Origin of the sequence: Peribacillus deserti, from assembly GCF_002863585.1 — a bacterium.
Lineage (GTDB): Bacteria > Bacillota > Bacilli > Bacillales > DSM-1321 > Paraperibacillus > Paraperibacillus deserti_A.
In genome coordinates, this window is the sequence record NZ_PGUY01000048.1 from 1 (window position 1) to 22,917 (window position 22,917).

Consider the following 22,917-nt stretch of genomic DNA (forward strand, 5'->3'; position numbering starts at 1 on the left):
GACCCCACAGGCGAAGCCGAGGAGGCTCAGCGCCCGCCCCGCGGAAAGCGAGCATCCTGTAGTTGAAATCAACCCCCATGTTCAATAACAACAAAGTTTGCGAAAACAGCCTTTTATACTAATGATTTTTCTTTATATAAAAACGCCTGCTCAATTTCCCATGGCGGCAGGGGTTTTGAGTATAAGAAGCCTTGTACTTTCTGACAATTGGCGGCTTTTAGAAATCCTGCTTGTTCTTCAAGCTCAACTCCTTCAGCAATCACTTCAAGACCAAGACTTTGTGCAAGGTGGATGATCGTGGTTGTAATGGCTGCATCTTTTTTATCCGATAGAATTTCTCTTACAAACGATTGGTCGATCTTTAATGTATCAAGAGGAAACTGTTTTAAATAGCTTAGAGAGGAATAACCTGTTCCAAAGTCATCAACAGAAATTGACAAACCTATATCCTTAAGTTTCCTGACAATTGCCAGACTCTCTGTGGTATTCTGCATAGCGCCTTCAGTGATTTCTATTTCCAGGCGGCAGGGCGGGATCCCATACTTATGAATTAATGCATTTATTTTGTCTGCCAGCTCAGGCTGAAGGAATTGCTTTGGCGAGAGATTGACAGCTACTTTTATCTTTTGCAGCCCCTTTGCATCCCATTGTACGATCTGCCTGCAGACTTCTTCAAATACCCATTCCCCAATCGGAACAATCAAAGCTGTATCTTCTGCGAGCGGAATAAATTCAGCTGGCGATACATAGCCCAATGTCGGATTATGCCACCTGAGCAAAGCTTCAAGACTTTCAATCCGGCCTGTTTGCAAATTGATCTGGGGCTGATAATAGAGACTCAGTTCATTTTTTTCAATGGATCTGCGAAGATATGATTCCATCACAACTATATTAGGCTGATGGAGAAGAATCTCCTTGCTGTAAAACTGAAAATGGGCCTTGCCTCTTTCTTTCACTTTGTGCAGCGCTGCGTCTGCCTTCTGAATCAGCGTCTCACTGTCTAACCCATCATTAGGATACATACTAATCCCAATGCTTGGCGAAATAAAGTAATCCTGACTGCCAAGATTGAAAGGCACCTTAAATTGGTTAAAAAGCACTCCCGCGAATTGTTCGGCATCCTGTTTATTTATATGGTGAAGCAGAACCGTAAACTCATCCCCGCCCTGGCGGTACAGCTTATATTCAAAACCAGTGATCCTGCTTAACCTCATTGCGACATCTTTCAGAAGCAAATCTCCATTTTTATGTCCGAGTGAATCATTCAATAGCTTAAAGCGATCCAGATCGATATTATACAAAGCCAGTTCGACCACCCTGTTTTTATCCTCAGAAATTACCTGATTCAGGTCCCGCAATAAGGCAGCCCGGTTTAATAAACCGGTTAATTGGTCGTGATGAGCCATATAATGAATGGTTTCCATATTATCAATTTGGGGAGAAATGTTCTTCATTATCACATAAATCCCTTTAATTTCTGAGGAAATAATAATGGGTACCGTTCTTATGTGGACATGAATGAAACTGCCTTTTTTCAGGGTGAAGTGCAAGTCTTGAGATTCAAGGGCTTCGCCTTTAATGGATTTGTTAAAAAGTCTTTTAAAGCATTTTCGATCACTTTCTGGAAAGTAATGAAATATCTGTTGTTTTATCAGCTCTTTCTCTGTATAACCGGTTGTTAAAAAAGCCGAATAATTTGAGCTTAGTATTTTCCCTTTATGATCGAGAGAAAAAATTGAATCCATATTATGATCTATGATGGATCTGTACCGCTCTTGGCTTTCGAGTAGGTATTTATTTTCCTGGACTGTTTTTGTAATATCCCTTGTAACGCTCACCACATACTTAACTTTCCCGTCTTCATCATCTACAGGCGTTAATATAGATTCACCGAAGTAGGTTCTGCCATCCGCAGAAATCCCTGAATCTTTGAAGCTGATCGCATATTTACTGGTCAAGGATTTATTATAATAATGTATTAACTCCTGGGATTTTTCAGGGGACAAGACTTCATGAATCATTTTGCCGATACTTTCTTCCTGTATGGCTGCTTTTTCCAGCGCTACAGCATTAGCGAATAAGTATCGGAACTGATTATCCCCCTCCACCTTCATGATAAATAACATATCGTTAACATGGCGGAAGATAATTTCAAATATGATGTTTTCTATACGTTCACTGCTTTTAGCATTATCCAGCTCATTCTTCAAATAAGAACTTAATATCTTCATTTAACTCAGCACCTTAAGGGGAATTCCTCTTTTTACTGTCTCGTCCATCGGTAGATGTAAGGGTTGTTATCAGTATAAACATGGAAGATAATTCCGTAATTTGTTAGTTTTTGTATAAGGTCATTTTACAATGAAATGTGGATAATAAAACTAAAAAAAGAAAAAAAGTACTGTTTTTAAAAATAACACTACTTTTTACCTATTTCTTCAATATAGTTTTTTGCACCTAGTGTTTTATGGGCACTTATTGATCTTTGTAACTTATGCCAGATTCCTGCGGGAAGAGCGCTTAAACGGGATATCTTCGTGAAACGCTGGGGAGGCTTCAGGACCACCTGGGTAAAAACAATAAGGTTAACTAAGCTTCCAATTGACGGGGCTCGGAAATAGCCTATGTAATGTATGGCAGGTGCTGCCAATAGAATCAGCGGGATACTCTATTCCCCTGGAAAAACGCGTTTGCATTAACAAAGGCAAACGGCTAAAAACCCAGCCGCAGAATCTTGTTCCACAAAAGAACACTTCAAGTTTTTTGTTTCACCCCTGCAAACATAGAACAGGCTCATATTGAATCGGAATATCATACGATAGTGTAGCTTAATAAGCCGCATGCTGTTAGTGTCATCATTACAATAAAAGAAAGGAGCTGCTTATGTACTCTCAACCTGCACATTATCATCAGCCTGCCTATGTTCATAACTATAGAAATGGCGGGGACGAGCGCTTTTTCCCACTGCTTCCTTTTGTTGCTGGTCTTGCTGTCGGACCGCTCTTGTTTAGCAGACCATACTATTATCCTCCCTATCCTGTTTATCCCGGATATCCGCCGCCTGTACCATTCCCTTATTATTAAATGGATCAAAAACACCGGGGCCAGTTCAGAAACTTTGGCCCCAAATTTATTTTATAAAATAAGTTTAAGTACCATACATAAAGGGCAAAACGAAAAGGAAATGCTAATAAAAACTGTTTTGTTTACATGATGCTGTTTGCTAACAATCAGGCTGTTTCTTGGAACACTAATTCTGTGTTGAGCAGTGTGGCAGCAAGCTTGAAACAGCACCTAATGCAATGAGCCTTATTATATGTGAAAGAAAACTCTCTCTTTTTGCTAATTAATAATGATATAATAAGGCAAAAAAGTAATATACCGAAAGGAGATTTTTATGGTTCAACCCAATGGGGGCAATAGGAAAGGCTCGCTACCCATTCAAACTTTGGCACAGGCTGTATTTGTAGTCAATAAGCATGCAAAAACAGCACTAAAGCCTCAGAGCCTCTATCATCTAAAACAAAGAGCACTAGTCCAATTAATGCAAGAAGGAAAAGCTAAAAAGGTTGGGCTCCACTTTTCCGATAACCCTAAATACTCCAGGCAGCAGTCGGATGTCATTGTGGAATGCGGTGATTACGTTTTTCACCTGCCGCCAACCAAGGAGGATAAAACATCCCTTCCCCATTTAGGAAACCGTCTATCTGATAAACGCAATCCGAAGGCTCATCTATCCCTTTCAAAAGCTAGAACGATTCTCCAGGATTATACCGGTTTAAAAACAGCAGAATCAGACACCAGCAGGCAGCCGCATCGTACTGCAAAAAAGCGGGTTCAAAAGAACAAAACTCCAGATTGCTTTTCTTCTTCTTTTTTGGGAAGCGATCTAAACTTCTATAAAAGATAAAATGGAGCCGGCAAACCGGCTCCATTTTTTACTTCAAACGCTGCGACAACTCTCTAAGCTCATGAAAGAAAGGAGGAACATTTTTTGATTCAAGATTATCAAAAAGTGCCTCGGCAACTGAAGAATAATACCAATGCTGCTTTTCCTTCCCTCTTTTAAAGTGAGACCAGATAGAGTTCCCCTGGAGTTCATAATCTTTAAGTATGCTTCTTAGATTATCTAGCTTGTCCGCTCCAACCAAAGCCTTCACTTCAAGGGCTGCCGTTTTGACACTATGGATTGTATGCGACTTCCTATCTTCCCAGGAAAGGTGCTTATCCTCCGTATTTGAGGATACGAGCCGTGCAACTGCCTCACCAAAACGCTCTCTGATGTCACCTATGGTAAATGACGTATCCTCTGCTACGTCATGCAGCAGCCCAGCCGCAATCACTTCATCTGAAAATCTTCCTTGCCGTAGAATAGCTGCTACATTCATAGGGTGCTGGATATACGGTGTTTTTCTCAGTTTCCTAAACTGTCCCTGATGAGCTTCTGTGGCAAATTCCAGAGCTCTTTCAATTAGACTTGATTCCTTCATACAACAACTCCTAAATTATAGAATCAGCTGGTCGATATAGTCTATCAGCCCGCCAATATCGGGCTTGCTTACTTGCGCGTCAGCTCCTACCATTGTGCCTTTATGACGAAGGTCTTCTGTAATAAGAGAAGAAAAGATAATGACCGGCAATTCCCCAAAACGGGCATCCGCCTTCAGATGCTTGGTCAGGTAAAGACCATCCATTTGAGGCATCTCTATATCCGTGATAATCAGTTTGACTTCTTCCGTTATCCGATTACCGTTATTGCACAAGCTCTCCAGATAATCCAGTATATCACGGCCATTGTCAAAAAATGTAACATTAACATAACCAGCTGACTTTAACGTGTCACCCAGAAGCTGCCTTAAAAGTGGTGAATCTTCTGCCGCCAAAATTCGCTTAGTGGAGGTCTCCCTTTTTCCGGCATCCGTAAACCGGCCTGAATGAAGTCCCGCATCAGGATTAAGGTCAACGACTATTTTTTCAAAATCCACAAGGAGAATCATGCCTTCTTCTAAACTGATGACTCCGATAATTTGATCCATCAGACCTTTATTCAGTCCAGAAGGCTTTTCAATGGCCTCCCAGGATATCCGGTGTATTTGTGTTACTGTATGAACATGGAAAACCACTTTCTGCATATTGAATTCAGCCACAATGAATTTATCCTGATCAGGCTCAAGCGAAGCGGGAAAGCCTAATGCACCAGCCATATCCACAACCGGCAGGATCTCTCCCCTCAATTCAATGATCCCCTCTATATGAGGATGTGAATGGGGAATCACAGTAACCGGAACGGGTTTAATAATTTCTTTCACTTTAATAACATTAATCCCAAATTTATTTGATCCAATACTGAACTGCACAATTTCAAGTTCGTTAGTACCGCTCTCTAGCAAAATTCCCTTTTGTGTATGCAAATGTATCAAACTCCTAGAAGTATTCTTTTATACCATTTATATCGGAAGAATGTGAGATTTTTTGAGAACTGATCACCTTGGCCAATTCACATAAAAAAAGGATGACTTTTTACTGCTTCGGGAAGCTAAGTCATCCTTTTTTCGGGATGTATTCAAAGAGCCTTTGAATATGGCGGTCTCTGGTACTTTCTAGGAGTTTGCTTACAAAATCTTTCTTATTTGAAAGTCCATTTCGTTTATGCATTTAATTTTAGATCTTACGCTTATGTTTCCGAAGTTTATGCTTACCTTTTTGAAGCTTATGCTTATGTTTCAGGAGTATATGCCTGTATTAGGCAAAGCTTTGCTTATCTTCCTGTATTTATGCTGATGACCCAGTTCTTATGCTTTTCTTTTGAGAGTTATGCTTGCTGCCAAACCTCTTATCACTCGATGATAAGCTGCAGACCTCCGGCACTTTAAGCCAAAGCGACTCTACGAAGTTATCTTCTTGTCTGTTTACTGGTGTATTGTCTAACCCGTATCTTGCCTGGCTTGCCAATCCACCCTTTTTTGTTAAAGTATAAAAACATACCAAATCCGAGTATAAACATAACCATTAGAACAAGAAAATAGCCATATTTCCACTCAAGCTCCGGCATATGTTCGAAATTCATGCCGTATATGCCGACAATGAACGTCAACGGCATGAAAATAGTAGTAATCACAGTCAAAGTCATGATGACAGTATTCATGATGTGAGAATTCATCGATATGTAACTGTCGCGAATATCGGAAGAAAACTCCCTGGATGTTTCCATCATTTCAACAAGCTTAAGCAAATGATCATAAATATCATTGAAGTACAGTTTTTGGTCCTTTACATGGCTCAGCCTTTCAGAATTTATGATCCTATATAATAAGTCCCTCATGGGAATCAGTGTTTTTCTGATCTTATTCAGATCACCTCTAACATCAAACAGTTCTTCCATTAAGTTCGTTCTTGTACTGCGGCTCGGATGATCGTCCAGTTCGTTCAGGAAATCTTCAATTTTAAACATCAGCGGGAAAAAATTATCTACGATCTTGTCGATGACCGAATGAATCACAAAAAAGGGGCCGCGGATATTATGTGAAGATGGATTAAATGACTCCCAGATCTTATCTAATTCGGGAAGGGGCTTTTTATGGTAGGTAACAATGTGCTTGCTGCTGATAAACATGTCAACCTCTTCTGCCTCAAGCGTCGTATGATCCAGAGCATGAACCACAATAAATTGATAGTCATCATAAAAATCCAGCTTGGGGCGCTGCAAGAAATCATCCAAACAATCTTCAACAGAAAGCGGATGAAAATGAAAAATTGAACCCAGCAGCAAAGTTTCTTCCCTGCTCGCACGATCAAAGTCCACCCAGAACCACTTAATATCCTCCCTATCCATCTCCTCCAAACGCAACTGATGCAGAATTTCACCATCATTCGTAATCGCAAGCGTCCTAATCACAAACATATTCCTACTCTCTACCAGGATAATTACTACCATCATATACCCTTTTACACTAAAAATCCATTTGGGGGACTGTCCCCCATTTCCCAAATTATTTCCCGGAATGCAGCTTCGTGTTAAAATAGTGGTAACCGCTATTTGCTTAAGCTGTTTAGGAGGAATTATGGAAGAATATTTAAATGCTCGCGTAACTCATTTAGAATTATCGGGAATTAGGAAGTTTTTTAATATGGTGGCGGAGTTTGATGATGTGGTTTCTCTGACAATCGGCCAGCCTGATTTCCCTACACCCTTACATATTAAAGAAGCCGCCAAACAAGCGGTTGATGAGGACTTTACGGTTTATACACATAACGCCGGTTTCTTGGGACTTAGAGACGCGGCAGCCAAGTATATGCTCAAGAAATACAATGTCTCCTATGAGGCGGAGTCTGAAGTAATTGTTACCACAGGTGCAAGCGAGGCCATCGATATCTCGCTCAGGACCATCCTAAAAGAAGGCGATGAAGTGATCCTGCCTGGTCCCATTTATCCAGGGTATGAACCTATCGTCAGGCTTTGCGGAGCAGTACCGGTATTGGCTGATATCACCAAAAGCTCTTTCAAAATGAATGCTGAAGTCATATCTGGGTATATCACAGACAAAACTAAATGCATTATCATCCCTTACCCTTCTAACCCTACAGGAGTTACCCTCACTCGTGAGGAGCTCATGGAAATTGCAGAGCTTGTCAGAGGGAAGGGCATCTTTATTCTAGCCGATGAGATCTACAGCGAGCTGGTTTTTGACCAGCAGCATACATCCATCGCTGAATTCTTAAAGGGGCAGACCATCCTTATCAACGGACTTTCAAAGTCTCACTCCATGACTGGCTGGAGAATCGGATTCTTATTTGCTCCTAAGGAAATCGTTCAACATATTCTAAAGGTCCATCAATATAATGTAAGCTGTGCTTCATCCATTTCTCAAAAAGCCGCATATGCTGCCGTTACAGCAGGATTTGACGACACTGCCGCCATGCGTGACGAATACAAAAGAAGACGTGATTATGTGTATAGCCGATTAGTTGAGATGGATTTGGAAGTGGTAAAGCCTGATGGCGCCTTTTACTTTTTTGTTAAGCTGCCAGAAGCCTATTCTTCCTCCCAGGACTTTGCTCTTGAGCTGTTAAAGAAACAAAAAGTTGCCTTGGTGCCGGGAGATGCATTCTCTCCGCTGGGTGAAGGCTATGTCAGATTGTCTTATGCCTATTCCATGGACACCCTGAAAAGGGCACTCGACAGACTTCAGTTATTTTTAAAGAAATAGCTCTGTTAAACTATCCTGGGGATTGCAGCTGGCAGGCACCTCTTTCCCCTAAAGGAGTCTCGCAAATCCGTTCCATCAACATAGTTCCAAAATCAACCATGGAAGTTAACATTGCCAAAGAAAATAAAAAGACGCTTGAACCAATTGAGTTCAAGCGTCTTTTCTATAAGTAAACATTTCATCTCCTGTAAAGAAAGGGAGAAAAAGTAAAAGTTACAAAAAAACAACATATTAAAATGGAACAATTCCAACAGGGTTGACCGCGTTAGATTTAGCTGCATTCCAAGAACCTTTATGCAATTCGAAGTGTAAATGCTGCCCGGTAGATTGACCAGTACTTCCCATAACTCCGATTTGCTGCCCTTTAGCAACAACTTGGCCTGTACTTACAGAGAAGCTTTGCATATGAGCATAAACAGTTGTATAAACTTGTCCATTAATAGAATGGGAAATGAATACCACGTTACCATAGCTGCTGGATGTGTAAGCCCTGCTCACAACTCCATCCGCTGCTGCCACGATTGGTATATATCCAGGGCCTGCTATATCAACACCCATATGTTTTGTGCCCCATCTTGCTCCAAAATTAGATGATAGAGTTCCGGCCGCAGGTCTTGTAAAGCTTCCGCTGGAAACCGCTGGTGCGGGAGCTGAGGAAGACTGTGCAGGAGCGCTCTGAACTGCCTTTGATTCAGTTTTCTGGCTGGCTTTTTGCTGTGCCGCTTGTCTGGCTGCAAGAGCCGCCTGCTGTCTTGCTTCCTCTGCCGCACGTTTTCTGGCTGCTGCTAGTTCAGCCTGACGTGTTTTTTCTAGATTAATAGCTTGTTGTATAGAGGATTCCTGAGCGGATAGAAGTTCTTCCTGCTCTTTAAGATCCATCTTGTGAGAATGCGTTTCATCTTCCTTATGTTTTAACTGTGTCATTAATGCACTCAATTGGCTGACTTGCTTCTTTTGCTGTGCTTTCATCGCCTGCAAATCAGAAAGCATTTTTTCCAAATCAGACAATTTAGTTTCGAGCTGCTTTTGGTCACTTTCTAATTTCTTCTTATCCTCTTCTTGCTGGCGAAGTATCTCTTGATCGGCATCCATGATGGTTGCCACTGCATTCACCCGCTCCAGGAAATCCCCAAAGCTCTTTGAACCCAGAAGAACTTCCAGGTAGTCCGCATTTCCGCCGCTTGCCTGCATGGCCCGGGCACGTTCTTTTAGTAGGGCTTCACGCTGCGCCATTCTTTCTTTCACAATTTCAATTTCTTTTCTTAATTCAGCAATTTCTACTTTAGTCTCGCTGATTTTATCTGTCTTTTCGTTGATCTCTTTTGTCGTTTCATTGATCAAGTTCGTTAAATTCTTAATCTTTCCGGCCACAGACTGCTGTTGCCCCTGGAGATTTTTAATAGCTGCCTCTGCTTTATTAATCCCAGATTGAACATTGCTGCGTTTTTGTTGGATTTGATGCTTTTTATTTTCCATATCATTTATGGATGCGTTAGCAGGCTGTGCAATACTTAATAGTCCGACTCCCGCAGCTAAGGACATATGTAATAAACGATTTTTTCTCAAGCTTTTCCCCTCTAACTCTATTTATTTTTTCTATAAGAATATGGTTTTATTTAAATTTCTCGACAAAACTATTTAATTTATTTGTTTTTTTGACAGTTTCAATTATAACAAACCATTCCAGCAGTAAAGTTACAGTTATATTTCAATAACATTAAAAACATTGTCAAAAAGGTTTCAATCTTGCCGAAACATGGTAAATGAATTAATTCGGGATTGGTTTGAAATTAGGGTCAACTTTGTGAAAGTGGCTAAAGATTCACATGGGGAATGCTGCATGTAAGGGGGTAACATAACTAAATTTCCGGCCAGACTAATATAAACGCATTGCTATCCTTACAACTACTCAATTCTGTTTGGAGATCCGATTAGAGGAATGTTATTTGAAAAAACCACATTAATCGGAAGTAGAGAGCGAAATGATTAAAAATTGATTTGTTGTGGATTACTCCTGATTTAAGAGCTAGTGGTTAATCTATATACCAGTGGAGAACGAGTATTAAGCGGATAAATCCATTTATTTGGCTGGACCCAAATTTTATGTGGCTAAATCCACAGTTTATGTGGCTGGAACTCTATTTTATGCGGCGAATCTTATCCTATTGCTAATGGGTGTACTCTACTAGCTATTAATGCGTTTTAAATTTCCTGGCTTAAGAGAGTAAGCTTTTGCACATCCTTGCAGGCTAAAATGCTTGGACTGATGAATTTGCTTTTCTCCATATTTGTGCTTCTGCGATCTCAACCTCAAATTCTCCTTAGAATGAATACGATTAACCAATTAATATATAGTCAGCGGTCACAATTCAAAACCAGATATATATTTCTTTTTCCAAAACAAAAAGAGGAATAGCGGCTATCCCTCTCTTAATATTTCAACTCAAACAGCTGGAGTAGGAGTAGGCTCTCCGTACCCATTCTTATATGTTTCATCAATTTGCTTTCTTATTTCTTTGATAGTTTTTCCCTTCTGTAGATCAACGATGGATTGCGCTGCTATTTCTAAACAGACTCCGCACTTTGTTCCATGGTCATCCCACACGATATTTCCATTTTCCTTATTTTCATAGACAAAGCAGTCGTAATTATTTTTATGTCCCGCCTCATCCCCACAGCCGCAATAGCAAGGAATTTTCTCTAATAATTCTCTATTCCGGGAAACAGCTAAATAAATGGTCTTCATATCTTCAGGCTTATCTGCTAGAAAGTCTGGTGCTTCACCCTTTTTCGTTTCTTGTCTGAGATCACCTGATACGGCGTGTTCCGCATGGCTTTCATGTTCTGCCTCTTCCTTCTGCCCGCTATTCTGTTGAACCCCTTTATCACTGCCGCAAGCCGATAGAAGTAATGAAGAGCATAATCCTAATGTAATCCCTAATAACTTTACATTCAATGTGTTCACCTCTTGAAGAATTCTTCTCTTTATATCCATCTTACTGATAGTAACTGAAGTTCTTCAAGACATGTCACAAAAAATACTTATTATTAAAGAATGTAACTAAACCCAGCCAAGCAATTTCGCCGTTTGTGTAATGATAAGCGGGATTAGGACCGCTATTACAGTAGGAATCAAAAACGCGGCAAACGTCCACTTTCCACTCTTTGTTTCTTTATATATATTAATCAAGGTGGTTCCGCACGGATAATGAAGCAGAGAAAATAGCATCATGTTCAATGCAGTAAGCCAGGTCCACCCATGGTCCACTAAGATATTCTTCAAATCTGTTAAGCTGTCAACTTCCGTAAGAGATCCTGTTGATAAATACCCCATAAGGAGAATAGGCAGTACAATTTCATTAGCCGGCAGCCCAAGAATAAACGCCATTAAAATATATCCGTCTAAACCGATGAGCTGTGCAAAAGGATCCAGAAAATGAACGATATACATAAGGATGCTTGTGTCACCTATAAAAATATTTGCAATGATCCAGGTTAGTATGGCTGCTGGCGCTGCCACTTTTACAGCACGGACTAAAACGGACCATGATTTGGTCAGGGACGACCGGATCACAGTATCAAAAAACTTTGGTTTGCGATAAGGCGGCAATTCAAGCGTATAGTGAGTCGGTACTCCTTTAAGTGCAGTCTTAGATAGAACCCATGATACAAAAAACGTCACGATAATCCCGAATAAAACAATACCTACTATAATTCCGGTTGTGACAAGCGATTTTAGCCCCCCGGTAAAATTAGCAGCCATAAATAGCGATGCTAAAATAATTAATGTTCCCCATCGTCCATTACATGGAACAAAATTATTTGTTAATATAGCAAGCATCCGCTCTCTCGGAGATTCAATGATGCGGGTTGAAATGACAGCTGCTGCGTTACAGCCAAATCCCATCGCCATGGTCAATGACTGCTTCCCATGAGCACCTACCTGTTTAAATAGCCGGTCAAGATTAAAAGCAACCCTTGGGAGATATCCGTAATTTTCTAATAGTGCGAACGTCGGGAAGAAGATGGCCATTGGCGGAAGCATTACACTGATCACCCAGGTGGTGCCCCGATAAAGCCCTAGTACTAAAACTCCATACAGCCAATCAGGAGCATGCAATAATGTAAACAGCGTTTTTAAATAAGGTTCAGCTGACCCAAAGAATTCCGCCAGCATGGAGGAGGGAACATTAGCTCCTGCAATAGTCAGATAGAAAACGGTGCCTAATAAAATGATCATGATAGGAAAGCCTAAGAAGGGTGAGGTAAGAATTGAATCTAGTTTTTCTGTGCGTGTATCTCTTTTGGATTTGTTATACGTAACTCCTGCTGCACATAATTGAAAGCTTCTATTGTAAAGATCCTGTACGATATCATCTCGGAGCTTAATAGATGAATGCTTTTGAGCTTCGGTGTAAAGTTGTTTTATACTCATTCCCTGCCCTCTCCCAACCGTTTCGTTATTTCTTGTAACAGCTTCTCATCCCCATCTAATAATCTTAAAGAAACCCATCTGGCTGAGAGTCGGTCTCCGATTATAGCGCTGACCCGCGGCTCCATCTTTTTTATTTCCTCCTCTATATGGTCCTGGTATACAGTCGGTATTGGCTGGCATTCAATAGCACCTGTCACCAGCCGGTCAATAGTATCCAGGAGCAGCGGAAATCCAATTTTATTTCTCGCGGATAATTTAATAACCGGAACACCTAAGCGCTTGGTCAAGATCCGTTCGTTAATCTTAATGCCCTGTTTTTCAGCTATATCAATTAAATTAATGCAGACAATCACATTTGTAGTCATTTCCAAAACCTGCAGTGCAAGGTTGAAGTTTCGTTCGAGGGATGTTGCATCTAACACGACAAGAGTCACATCAGGTTTTTCAAAAACAATGTAATTACGGGCAACTTCTTCATCAATTGAATTTGAAAATAGAGAGTAGGTTCCCGGAAGGTCAATTAATTGAAATGTTTTTCCTTTATGCTCAACTGTTCCTTCAGCTAAGGCGATGGTCTTTCCAGCCCAATTGCCTGTATGCTGTCTTAGTCCCGTTAAAGCGTTAAATAAGGTGCTTTTCCCCGTGTTCGGGTTGCCGGCTAAAGCTATTCGATATGAATTACGCATATTCCACCAGCTCCCCCTCAATTCTTGTACTTTCTTCTTTTCTAAGAGCGACGACGGTTTGGGAAACTCGGAAAGCTATTGGATCTCCTAAAGGACTTTTGCGTACAACTTCTACTTTCGCACCGATTACAAATCCCAGATCCAGCAGCCTTCTTCTCATAACACCTTCAAGATTCAAAGCTGTTATCTTGAATACATTTCCTTTCTTGCCATCATAGAGCTTAACTGTTTTAGGATATGCCATAATTTTTTCTCCTTTATAATTATTTTTCCCTGACGCAACTTTTCTTTAATTATATGAGAAACTGGTCATGTATGCCACCATTTAAAAATAAAAAAACTGCCCTATTACAGGCAGTTTTTTGAGCGATTCACTTAGTCAGCGTGACTTGTTATATGAAATTTATTTACTCCAATATTTATACAAAGCGTGCGTTCCGCTGTTTTCTTCTCCACTCTCTGCCAGTTTTTCGTACAGAGACTTAGCCAGGGATAGTCCTGGTAGGTGGAGTTCCATTTTTTCCGCTTCATCAATGGCAATTTTCATATCTTTGATAAAATGCTTGATGTAGAATCCAGGTTCGAAATTTCCGTTTATCATTCTTGGTGCAAGATTGGAGAGCGACCAGCTGCCTGCTGATCCAGCAGATATGCTTTTTAACACAGTTTCAGCATCCAGTCCTGCTTTCTCGGCATAAACAATGGCTTCACAAACGCCAATCATATTGGACGCTATCGCAATTTGATTGGACATTTTTGTATGCTGTCCAGAGCCGGCTTTCCCTTGGTATTGAATATTCGTACCCATTTTCGCGAGAATGGGCTTTACTTTATTGAATGCGTCTTCATCTCCGCCAGCCATGATGGTTAATGTCGCGTTTTTAGCCCCGACATCTCCGCCTGAAACAGGCGCATCCAAGGAATATAACCCTTTTTTCTCAGCCTCTTCATATATTCTTATCGCAAGAGATGGAGTTGAGGTGGTCATATCAATCAGGAAGGTTCCTTTTGAAGCATGCTCAATGATACCCTGTTCCCCTAAATAGATTTCTTCCACATCGCTTGGATAGCCGACAATAGAAATGATTACATCTGCTTTCCCCGCCATTTCTTTCGGACTATCAGCCCACAGAGCACCTTGATCCAGCAGGTTCTGTGCTTTTTCTTTTGTCCGTGTGTAGACAAAGACCTCATGGCCGCTCTGAAGCAGATGCCCGGCCATGCTATTGCCCATTACTCCAATTCCAATAAATCCGATTGTCTGCTTATTCTCTGCCATACGCTTCATCCTCTTTGTTATATTTCATGTTTAAATCGATTTAACCATCCCGCCGTCTACCAAGAAAGAACTTCCTGTCATATATGTATTAGCATCCGAAACAAGGAAGGCAACTACATTCGCGAACTCTTCAGGTGCACCATATCTCCCAAGAGGAATCTGGCCCTTCACTTTTTCTTCCATCTGTTCTATCGAAACGCCAGCTTTATTCGCATTGACTTCATCCAGATGCCGGACACGGTCCGTTGCAATCCTTCCAGGAGCAACTGTATTGATTAAGATGTTATATGGTGCAAGCTCGCTCGCAAGGGTTTTAGACATCCCAACAATGGCAGTCCTAAAGGTATTTGATAAAATGAGACCTGGAATCGGCTCCTTTATGGATGACGAAGCAATGTTGATAATCTTGCCTCCATTCTTTTTTAGATAAGGAAGTGCCTGACGAATCAATCTTATGTAGCTGAATAGATTCAACTCGAAGGAATTTTGCCACTCATCATCGGTTATTTCTTCAAAAGCTCCTGCAGGCGGCCCTCCTGCATTGTTGATCAGGATATCAATTCCTCCGAATTCCTGAACGGTCTGCTTAACCATTTTTTCAATATCAGACGGATTGGTTATATCCCCAGTTATCGAGCTTACCCTTCCTTTCTGCAGGCCGCTCAGTTCCGAACGGACTTCTTGGAGCTTTGCCTCATTCCTGCTTGTAATCATGACATTAGCCCCTTCTTTTACAAGCGCTTCAGCAATTGCCTTTCCAAGGCCCTGGCTTGAAGCAGCGACAAGGGCTGTTTTTCCTTTTAACTGAAAATCCATGAATCATGCTCCTTTTCATCAAGAAAGTATTTGTCTTAATATTCTTTATTTTACTTGAAAATCAGTCTGATATAAAATGTGATGACTTATTTTTTTGGATGCGGACAGTTTGGAGTATGAAAAAAGACAGCCTGTCACAGGCTGCCTTCCTTCATACTTATTTCATTAATCCTTTTTTCTTTAAAAAGGCAACGGCTACATCCCGCGGATCCTTTTTATCCAAGTCAACCTGGGCATTCATTTCGGCCATTTCCTTATCAGATATCTTTCCTTCCAGCCCATTAACTGCGTCTTTCAGCTTAGGAAACTTCTTCAAGGTATCCTCCCGAATAATAGGTACCGCATAATAAGGCGGGAAGAATTTCTTGTCGTCTTTCAGTGTCTTAAGGTTAAAGCGGACAATTCTTCCATCAGTAGTGAACGCAGGAATAGCGTCTACTTTGCCTTCTCTGACCGCCGTGTACATCAAATTGGCATCCAGACTTCGTTTATCTTTAAATTGAAGATTATACGTGTCAGCAAATGCAGTGTATCCATCTTCTCTTTCAAAGAATTCAGTAGGACCTCCAAATAGTATATTCCGAGATTTAGGAGCCAATTCAGAAATGGATGTTACCCCTAATCGCTGGTATGCCTTAGGGTTAAAAGCGAGTGCATAGGTATTCTCAAATCCAAGAGGCTTCATCCATTCTAAATGATACTTTTCCTTGTAGCCTTCCCTTACTTTTTTATAAATTTCATCCGCGCTGTCTTTAGGGTTATATGTTTCTTTTAATATGGTCAGCAATCCAGTACCTGTATATTCCACATACATATCAATATCACCGCTATTGATTGCCTGCGTCAAAATGGGAGTTTCTCCAAGCCCTTCCTGAACTGTAACGTTATAATCGGTTTGGCTCTTCACGTATTCAGAAATAATATATGGAAGTATGTATTGTTCGGTCCATTTTTTCCCTGCTATTACAACCGTATCTTCCGAGGACCCCCCGCGAAGCCCAAAGAATAGAATGACAGCAGCAATAGGAATCAGAATAAAGGACGCTTTCTTCCATGAGAACTTTTTCCTTTTTTTACTTCTTGGATCTGTAGCGATTTCAATCCGCTTGAGAATCAGGTCAATGATAATGGCAAGGATGGCAGCGGGAATCGCACCAGCTAAAACGAGTTCGTTCCGAGCCGTTGACAACCCTCTATAAATGAGATCTCCCAAACCTCCTGCACCAATAAAGGCTGCCAAAGTGGCTACCCCGATGGTCAGCACAGTGGCTGTCCTTAGGCCGGCCATAATGATAGGCAGAGCTAACGGCAGTTCAATCATCCGCAATATCTGTTTCTGAGTCATCCCCATACCTTTTCCCGCTTCAACAGCCGACTGATCTACACCGGTCAGACCTGTGTATGTATTTCTGAGAAGCGGTAGAAGTGCATATATAGTCAGTGCGATAATGGCAGTTGTACTCCCAATCCCAAATAAAGGAAGGAGGAATCCAAAAAGCGCAAGACTTGGGATGGTTTGAAATACAGAAATCACTCCGATGATCGGTTCAGCCAATCTCTTTCTCCTTGAAATATAAATGCCAAGCGGAATTGCGATAATCGTACCAATGATGATTGACACGATGGATAAAAATAAATGCTGCTGCAGGCCTTCTAAGATATCCGGCCAGCGTGTACGAAACGTATCCATGAGCGACATAAAAAAGTTACTCTCCTTCATGGACGCTTCCTCCTTCCCCCGGGCCAGTTTTCATACCAGCGAGCCCTCTCATCATAGTTGATCTCGTTATTAGGCCTGAAAGCTTTCCATTTGAGACAACAGGGATAGAGGCGGCACCACCGGCAAAAAGGGCTGCTACATCTGTATAAGGCGTGTCGGCATTAACCGTATGGAAATCCGTCCTCATAATGTCTTCCAGCGTTTTCTCCTCATTATGATAATCACGTTCCACGTCATCTATCGTCGCGATGCCCAATAAGCGGTTAATGTTATCCGTAACAAGCAGGCTGTCAACCTTATAGGTTCTCATCATTTTCAAAGCCTGGGCTAATCCCCTTGATGGCCTTGATGTTATAATCTTCTTTATCATTAAATCTTCTGCTGATGGCACAGAGTTTACTGCTCCATCTAAGCGCTCTTCGCCAATGAATCCTCTTACGAAGTCGTTTATCGGATGGCGCAGGATTCTTTCAGGTGTATCGAACTGAATAATTTCTCCGTCCTTCATAATTGCGATCCGGTCCGCAATTTTTATCGCCTCGTCCATATCATGAGTGACAAATACAATGGTTTTCTTAATATTTTCCTGAAGCTGGACCAGTTCATCCTGCAGCTGTTCCCTGCTGATAGGATCCAGCGCACTGAACGGCTCATCCATCAGGATGATTGGAGGTTCGGCTGCCAGTGCCCGTATTACGCCTACACGCTGCTGCTGCCCGCCGCTTAAATCAGAAGGAAACCGCGATTTATAGGTCTCAGGATCCAGACCAACCAAATTAAGCAACTCATCCACTTTCGCGGCATAACGATCCTTATCCCAGCCCTTCAGCCTTGGAACCAGGGTAATGTTATCCTCAATGGTCATATGGGGAAGAAGCCCAATTTGCTGGATCACATACCCGATGTTCCTGCGAAGCTGGACAGGGTCTATGTTTGATATATCTTCCTCGTTAATAAAAATTTGTCCGCTCGTCGGTTCTGTAAGCCGGTTAATCATTCTCATAGTAGTCGTTTTCCCGCAGCCGCTTGGACCGATTAACGCAACGAGCTCTCCTTCTTTAATTTCAAAATCAATATCCTTTAAGGCGATAAACCCATCCGGATACTTTTTTTCAACGTGTTTAAACGTGATCAATGAACAATCTCCTCATTTCTATAATTATTCACTTGGAAACAGTGAAAAGGAATATGTTTAATTTTTATACGAATCATCCTTTTGAATGTTTCAGAAGGTTAATTCGTTTTTCGCTTTCTGAATTACTTGGATTAGATCTATAGGGAGAAGAAAACCGAAGTGGAATAGCCCTGCAGAGGGTGAAATAAACCATTTAATTTCTTTTTTTCAATGCCGCTGCTCTTACATGTATGTATTTTCCGCTGCCTAGTGACTGTAAAACTTGTTTACAAATAATCATCCTTTTTTACATAGCATATACTCCTTCACCAATTACAATACTAGTATAATATTTATACATACCCATTCTGAAAAGGGGTAAACATTGTTTCGGAATATCGTTAAACAAATGGTCGAATGATGGGCAGCAATTTAGCTTCTTGTTTGAAGGAAATGCTGAATTTCCTTCTGTAAAAAAGGATGCCACCTTGCATTTATTTTTTGCGGGAGTACGAAATTGGCATAAAAAAACAACCAGCTTTCACTGGTTGTTCAAGGGGGGAAATGAGAATGTTAGCTGCATTAACTAGGTCACATTCAATTGTTGCTACTTGTTATTTACCCAGGATCTTTCTTACTAAACATCTTTAACCAAAAAATTTAATTCTTTTAATAAAAGCTCTGTTTGAAACTTGCCTGTTGATCTGATATCTCCCCGAAAGGCCATCAGTCCGTGGGAAATGATACTCTTCTCATGGACTGACTGATCGGCTTATGACTTGAGGGTTTCAGCTTTGGAGCTGTACAGCATCCCCTGCCGATGCACTTATAGTACCCAACACTGTAAAACAGCGGGAGGAGGGAGTTCAGGGTTCATTTTTTACCGAAAACCGTCAATTTTTTAGGGAATATCCCTCATCTTGGTAATTTTTTTGCAACTTGACTCCCAAGCTTAGGAAAAACAGGCTTTTCTGAAGAGTTTTTTATAAAAATACAGGATATAGAAACAAGAGGGTAAGGTTTATGCTTAACTTCTATGGATATATGCTTATGTTTTGAACCCTTATGCTTATGTTTCTTGGTTTTATGCTTATATGTACCATGTTTATGATTATCTCTCTTCTTCCTATGCTCATGTTTGGTGCTTTATGCTTATACAGCGGCCTTTATGCTTTTCCTTTGAGGAATATGCTGATTACCGAGCGGGAACCTATCTTTAATGGAAGCCTTCGGTTTTTCGGCAGAGGAACATTTTCCGGCATAAAGACCAGGCAGGGCCCGGCTATAACATGAAGGAAGCCAGAAGATCGCCCAGGCTGGATCGAGCCGCCAATATAAGGACAATAAAAAAGGCTGCCGAGACTTCCTCGACAGCCTGAAGAGGGGAACTCCCCTTCTTTTTATTTTGTCACTGCAGACTGAACAGCTTGGACAACTTCTTCAGCTGTTCTCATGGTAAGAACTTCATTTGCAAGCTGTTCCATTTCAGGCTGTGACAGGCGTTTGATTAGAGAGCGTGCTCTTAGGATAGAGGTTGCACTCATGGAGAATTCGTCTAATCCCAAACCTAGCAGCAATGGTATAGCCGTTTCATCTCCTGCCATCTCTCCACACATTCCAGCCCATTTGCCTTCTTTGTGTGCTGCATCAATAACCATTTTCACAAGGCGTAAAATGGCCGGATTGTATGGCTGATACAAGTAAGAAACTCGTTCATTCATACGGTCCGCAGCCATTGTATATTGAATTAAATCATTAGTTCCAATACTGAAGAAATCCACTTCTTTTGCAAAGGTGTCTGCCATAACAGCTGTAGAAGGAATCTCAACCATAATACCAGTTTCGATGCGTTCTGCTACTTCAACACCTGAATTTAGAAGTGCTTGTTTTTCTTCTTCCAAAATAGCTTTGGCTTGTCTGAATTCATCAAGAGTCGCAATCATAGGGAACATGATTTTTAAATTCCCGTATTTGCTAGCACGCAATAAAGCACGAAGCTGAGTCCGGAAAATATCCTGTTCTTCCAGGCATAAGCGGATTGCGCGGAATCCAAGGAAAGGATTCATTTCTTTCGGAAGATCCAGATATGGCAGTTCCTTATCTCCGCCTATATCAAGAGTACGAACAACAACCGGTTTTCCTTCCATACCTTCGAGTACAGCTTTATATGCATCAAACTGCTCATCTTCTGTTGGAAGCTGGTCACGGCCCATATATAAGAACTCTGTACGGTAAAGCCCTACAGCTTCGCCGCCATTATTTTTAACGCCTTCAAGATCCTTAGGGGTACCGATATTGGCAGCCAATTCTACATGGCGTCCGTCAGCGGATACAGTTTTTTCGTTAACAAGCTTCGCCCATTCAGCTTTTTGTTCTTCATAGGCAGCATGTTCTTGTTCATATTTTTGAACAAGCTCTGGAGTAGGATTAATGTGAACCTCTCCGTTAATGCCGTCGACAATGACAAGATCGCCATTTTGAATCGATTCTGTAGCTTCCTTTGTCCCAACGACAGCAGGAATTTCCATGGAGCGGGCCATGATGGCTGAGTGAGACGTGCGTCCCCCGATATTCGTTGTAAACCCTTTTACGTATGTACGGTTTAACTGGGCTGTATCAGAAGGAGTTAAGTCTTCAGCGATGATGATGACTTCTTCGGAAATCATGCTTGGATTTGGAATTTGAACTCCGAGAAGATGTGCAAGCACGCGCTTTGTAACATCGCGGATATCTGCCGCACGCTCTTTCATATACTCATTATCCATTTGTTCGAACATCATAACGAACATATCGGCTGTTTCTTTCAAAGCAAATTCAGCATTAACCTGTTCATTTTGAATCTTATCTTCAATTGGTCCTAGTAATTCAGGATCGCTTAATACAAGCAGATGGGCATCGAAGATTGCAGCTTTGTCCGGGCCCAATTGTTTTTCAGCATTATCACGGATGGCTTGCAGCTCACTCTTAGAAACATTGACTGCTTCCTGGAAACGGGCAGTTTCCTCAGCAGGAGCAGTTATCGTTTGTTTTTGGACCGTTAAATCCGGTTCAATTAAACGATAAGCTTTAGCGATTGCGATACCATTTGATGCTGCAATCCCTTTCAGCATGCTTGCCATTACTCAGCTAAGCCTTCTCTTTTTAGAGTTTCTTCAAGAGTGTTTAGTGCATCCTGTTCGTCGCTGCCTTCAGCCGTGATTTTGATTTCAGCGCCTTGTCCAATACCTAAAGACATAACACCCATGATGGATTTAAGGTTTACTTTTCTACCTTTGTACTCAAGGTTGATTTCTGAATCAAATTTACCTGCTGCTTGTACTAATAGTGTAGCTGGACGTGCATGTATCCCCGTATCTGCTGTTACTGTAAATGATTTTTCTGCCATTTTATTCGACTCCTTTTGAATTATTGAATAGATTGACAACCGCTTACTTATTCCGCCAATCGGCCAAAGCTTTTCTTCTAATGTTTCCCATAATAGAAGAATCTATGTTCAAGTTATGAATAGGAATATTAAACCATATCAGGCGGCACGAAAATCTACTTTTAGTATTTTAAAGGGTGAAAATTTCACCCTTTTTTTAAAGAATAGCACTTTGGAGAAATAGTGACAATCTTAATGAACTAATTTTTAAGTTTTAAAATCTTGCAAAAATTGCATAAACTATTCGTCCTTGAAAATGTCAGCGCTTTCTACTGTCTGAAGCCGTCCAGTAGAAAAATTACCCTGCTTCAGACTTCAGCAAAACCTCCTTTTATCCATTTAATATAGTCCTGCTTGTTCTTGGACGATTATAGCTAGGCATTAAGGTTGATACGGATCATAAACCCTCTGGTGAATACATTCTTATCTTTTAAAACCCTTTCGGCATGCTTATTAAACCAAAAGCACCGGCAATTATCAGCCGCGTGACGAATTTATGACGCGACTTGGAAACGCAGCGGCCGGCAAGAACGTCACACCGTTTCTTTTACAAAGGCTGTTTTCGCAAAAACAAGAAGTTGATTTCCGCTCCAGGATGCTCGCTTTCCGCGGGGCGGGCGGTGAGCCTCCTCGGCTTCGCCTGCGGGGTCTCACCTGTCCCGCTGCTCCCGCAGGAGTCTCGCACCTTACGCTCCAATCAACCTAATTTAACAATAGGGTGATGTAACAAAACTTATTAAAAAACACAATCTTTTAGAAAAGAGCTTTTACAAAATATATGTTGAATTTTTCCAGCCTATCTTGTAAAAATGAATTAGAACGAATTGAATCGGAGGACTGTGCATGCAGTATAAAAGAGCAGAACCTTTTCGTTTTGCTTTGCAGACTCCCGTTCCCGGACATTTTACAATTGCTTCCTTAAACGGGATATCGGGAAAAAGCAAAAAAGGGGAAATAGAAGTCCTTGATATCAGCCCAAATGGACTTAAATTTAAATCAAGTTTAGAATTGCCTGCCAATGAAAATATAGAACTATTAGTTACTTTTCAATTGAATCACACAGCGCTCTCCCTTCCCGGGACCATTGTGTGGAGAAGATTGTATTTTGGAAAATGGCTCTATGGCTTTTCCGTGACCGGGACATCCGACTCTAAGGAACAAATCAAAAAGGAAATAATCAAGGAACTTAAACAATTTATTAGAAATCAAAATTAAAAAAACGGCTTTAGGGTATCT

Annotated in this window: 19 protein-coding genes; 4 read left to right on the forward strand and 15 right to left on the reverse strand. The window is 41.1% G+C overall.

Annotated features, from left to right (window positions below):
• Positions 1 to 113: 113 nt before the first annotated feature.
• Positions 114 to 2,231 carry a sensor domain-containing protein gene (locus CUU66_RS15595; RefSeq protein WP_101643785.1) on the reverse strand — a complete coding sequence of 706 codons (2,118 nt, stop codon included), beginning with the start codon at positions 2,229 to 2,231 and terminating at the stop codon, positions 114 to 116.
• 652 nt (positions 2,232 to 2,883) lie between these two features.
• Here CUU66_RS15595 and CUU66_RS15605 point away from each other — a divergent pair.
• Positions 2,884 to 3,084 (forward strand): hypothetical protein, encoded by a 201-nt coding sequence (locus tag CUU66_RS15605; RefSeq protein ID WP_101643788.1) that lies wholly within the window; start codon positions 2,884 to 2,886, stop codon positions 3,082 to 3,084.
• 313 nt (positions 3,085 to 3,397) lie between these two features.
• Positions 3,398 to 3,910 carry a YkyB family protein gene (locus tag CUU66_RS15610; RefSeq protein WP_101643789.1) on the forward strand — a complete coding sequence of 171 codons (513 nt, stop codon included), beginning with the start codon at positions 3,398 to 3,400 and terminating at the stop codon, positions 3,908 to 3,910.
• A 28-nt stretch (positions 3,911 to 3,938) separates the two neighbouring features.
• On the opposite strand, the gene CUU66_RS15615 is transcribed toward CUU66_RS15610, so the two are convergent.
• The 3 genes from CUU66_RS15615 to corA form a co-directional block, all read right to left on the reverse strand.
• Positions 3,939 to 4,490 carry an HD domain-containing protein gene (locus CUU66_RS15615; protein WP_101643791.1) on the reverse strand — a complete coding sequence of 184 codons (552 nt, stop codon included), beginning with the start codon at positions 4,488 to 4,490 and terminating at the stop codon, positions 3,939 to 3,941.
• Positions 4,491 to 4,505: 15 nt separating this feature from the next.
• Positions 4,506 to 5,411, reverse strand: coding sequence for a chemotaxis protein (locus tag CUU66_RS15620; RefSeq protein ID WP_101643793.1), 906 nt, complete (start codon positions 5,409 to 5,411; stop codon positions 4,506 to 4,508).
• A gap of 482 nt (positions 5,412 to 5,893) precedes the next feature.
• Positions 5,894 to 6,934 (reverse strand): magnesium/cobalt transporter CorA, encoded by a 1,041-nt coding sequence (gene corA / locus CUU66_RS15625; protein WP_257968017.1) that lies wholly within the window; start codon positions 6,932 to 6,934, stop codon positions 5,894 to 5,896.
• A gap of 127 nt (positions 6,935 to 7,061) precedes the next feature.
• Between corA and CUU66_RS15630 the strand changes: the two genes are divergently transcribed.
• Complete coding sequence (locus CUU66_RS15630) at positions 7,062 to 8,207, forward strand: aminotransferase A (protein ID WP_101643796.1); 1,146 nt, start codon at positions 7,062 to 7,064, stop codon at positions 8,205 to 8,207.
• A 231-nt stretch (positions 8,208 to 8,438) separates the two neighbouring features.
• On the opposite strand, the gene CUU66_RS15635 is transcribed toward CUU66_RS15630, so the two are convergent.
• The 11 genes from CUU66_RS15635 to CUU66_RS15690 all read right to left on the reverse strand — a co-directional run bounded on the left by CUU66_RS15635 (position 8,439) and on the right by CUU66_RS15690 (position 21,642).
• Complete coding sequence (locus CUU66_RS15635) at positions 8,439 to 9,773, reverse strand: murein hydrolase activator EnvC family protein (RefSeq protein ID WP_257968018.1); 1,335 nt, start codon at positions 9,771 to 9,773, stop codon at positions 8,439 to 8,441.
• A gap of 877 nt (positions 9,774 to 10,650) precedes the next feature.
• On the reverse strand, positions 10,651 to 11,163 hold the full coding sequence (locus CUU66_RS15640; RefSeq protein WP_308302510.1) for a PCYCGC motif-containing (lipo)protein: 513 nt from the start codon (positions 11,161 to 11,163) through the stop codon (positions 10,651 to 10,653).
• 105 nt (positions 11,164 to 11,268) lie between these two features.
• Complete coding sequence (locus tag CUU66_RS15645) at positions 11,269 to 12,642, reverse strand: nucleoside recognition domain-containing protein (protein ID WP_101643799.1); 1,374 nt, start codon at positions 12,640 to 12,642, stop codon at positions 11,269 to 11,271.
• Positions 12,639 to 13,328, reverse strand: a complete 690-nt coding sequence (locus tag CUU66_RS15650; protein ID WP_101643801.1) for a FeoB small GTPase domain-containing protein — start codon at positions 13,326 to 13,328, stop codon at positions 12,639 to 12,641. Before CUU66_RS15650 ends, CUU66_RS15645 begins: the two co-directional genes overlap by 4 nt.
• A complete protein-coding gene (locus CUU66_RS15655) occupies positions 13,321 to 13,572 on the reverse strand; it encodes a FeoA family protein (RefSeq protein WP_101643803.1) in 252 nt (83 codons plus the stop codon). The genes CUU66_RS15650 and CUU66_RS15655 overlap by 8 nt, the downstream gene beginning before the upstream one ends.
• Positions 13,573 to 13,731: 159 nt before the next feature.
• A complete protein-coding gene (locus CUU66_RS15660; protein ID WP_101643805.1) occupies positions 13,732 to 14,607 on the reverse strand; it encodes an NAD(P)-dependent oxidoreductase in 876 nt (291 codons plus the stop codon).
• A gap of 30 nt (positions 14,608 to 14,637) precedes the next feature.
• Entirely contained in the window at positions 14,638 to 15,423 is a 786-nt protein-coding gene (locus CUU66_RS15665; RefSeq protein ID WP_101643807.1) for an SDR family oxidoreductase, read from the reverse strand.
• A gap of 157 nt (positions 15,424 to 15,580) precedes the next feature.
• Complete coding sequence (locus tag CUU66_RS15670) at positions 15,581 to 17,143, reverse strand: glycine betaine ABC transporter substrate-binding protein (protein WP_101643810.1); 1,563 nt, start codon at positions 17,141 to 17,143, stop codon at positions 15,581 to 15,583.
• Positions 17,130 to 18,278 carry an ABC transporter ATP-binding protein gene (locus CUU66_RS15675; RefSeq protein WP_101643813.1) on the reverse strand — a complete coding sequence of 383 codons (1,149 nt, stop codon included), beginning with the start codon at positions 18,276 to 18,278 and terminating at the stop codon, positions 17,130 to 17,132. Before CUU66_RS15675 ends, CUU66_RS15670 begins: the two co-directional genes overlap by 14 nt.
• Positions 18,279 to 19,657: 1,379 nt before the next feature.
• Positions 19,658 to 21,376: a phosphoenolpyruvate--protein phosphotransferase gene (gene ptsP, locus CUU66_RS15685; protein ID WP_101643816.1), complete on the reverse strand. Its 1,719-nt coding sequence runs from the start codon at positions 21,374 to 21,376 to the stop codon at positions 19,658 to 19,660.
• Entirely contained in the window at positions 21,376 to 21,642 is a 267-nt protein-coding gene (locus tag CUU66_RS15690; RefSeq protein ID WP_101643819.1) for a phosphocarrier protein HPr, read from the reverse strand. The genes ptsP and CUU66_RS15690 overlap by 1 nt, the downstream gene beginning before the upstream one ends.
• Positions 21,643 to 22,524: 882 nt before the next feature.
• On the opposite strand from CUU66_RS15690, the gene CUU66_RS15695 reads away from it, so the two are divergent.
• Positions 22,525 to 22,896 (forward strand): PilZ domain-containing protein, encoded by a 372-nt coding sequence (locus tag CUU66_RS15695; RefSeq protein ID WP_101643820.1) that lies wholly within the window; start codon positions 22,525 to 22,527, stop codon positions 22,894 to 22,896.
• Positions 22,897 to 22,917: the final 21 nt, after the last annotated feature.